We start from the raw sequence: 816 nt of genomic DNA, 5'->3' as shown, positions 1-816 counted from the left end.
ATTTCACTTAACTTGCGGATTGACGCGTTGTATTTCATTATTCCCACCTAAATTTCTTATTTCTAACTCTAGTTTAAGAGACGAATTACGCTTTGACTATTCGATTGTGCTGACTAGCTTTTAGAGTAGTACGTAAAGCGATATTTCTCGGGGTTTTCTTTGATTATTTTTTCATATTTGGCGAGACAAGTGTTGGGATCAATGCTTGCGGTCACATTTATCCTTTTGCTCATTTTTATGAGTGGCCGTTTTATTAAGTATTTATCGCAAGCTGCCGTCGGGAATATTTCTGCTGATATTTTGTTTTTAGTCATGGCATTTCGCTTGCCAGGTTTTTTAGAGTTGATTCTTCCTCTAGGGCTTTTTATGGGAATCCTCTTGGCGTACGGACGTATGTACATGGAAAGTGAGATGACTGTCCTGCATGCCTGTGGTTACAGCCAAAATAAGTTGCTTGCTTCGACTTGGGTAATCTCTGGCTTTGTTGCATTGAGTGTTGGTCTATTAACTTTGTACGTGTCGCCTGCGGGCATGGCCAAGGTAGAAAAGTTGTTTGCTGAACAAGCAAGTAAAACAGCGTTCGAGTTGCTTGTTCCGGGGCGCTTTCAGAATCTGAATATCGGAAATCGTATTACTTATGCGGGAGCATTGAGTGATGATAAGCAGACAATGTTTGATGTATTTATCGCCGAGTCTTCTGAGGATGATGCCGAGCGGCTCAACATATTGTATGCAGAAAAGGGTGTTCAGAGCGTAGATGCTGAAACCGGAGATCGATATCTTGTGCTTCACAACGGTAAACAATATCAAGGGGCT

Annotated in this window: 1 protein-coding gene; it reads left to right on the top strand. The window is 41.5% G+C overall.

Annotated elements, in window-relative coordinates:
* Window positions 1–159: 159 nt before the first annotated feature.
* Window positions 160–816, top strand: a 657-nt coding sequence (locus A3739_RS20180) for an LptF/LptG family permease (protein ID WP_231877115.1), incomplete at its 3' end; no start/stop codon positions are given.

Source organism: Oleiphilus sp. HI0067 (assembly GCF_001635735.1).
The sequence above is the reverse complement of the archived record's forward strand: the minus strand, read 5'-3'. Positions and strand labels throughout refer to the sequence as shown.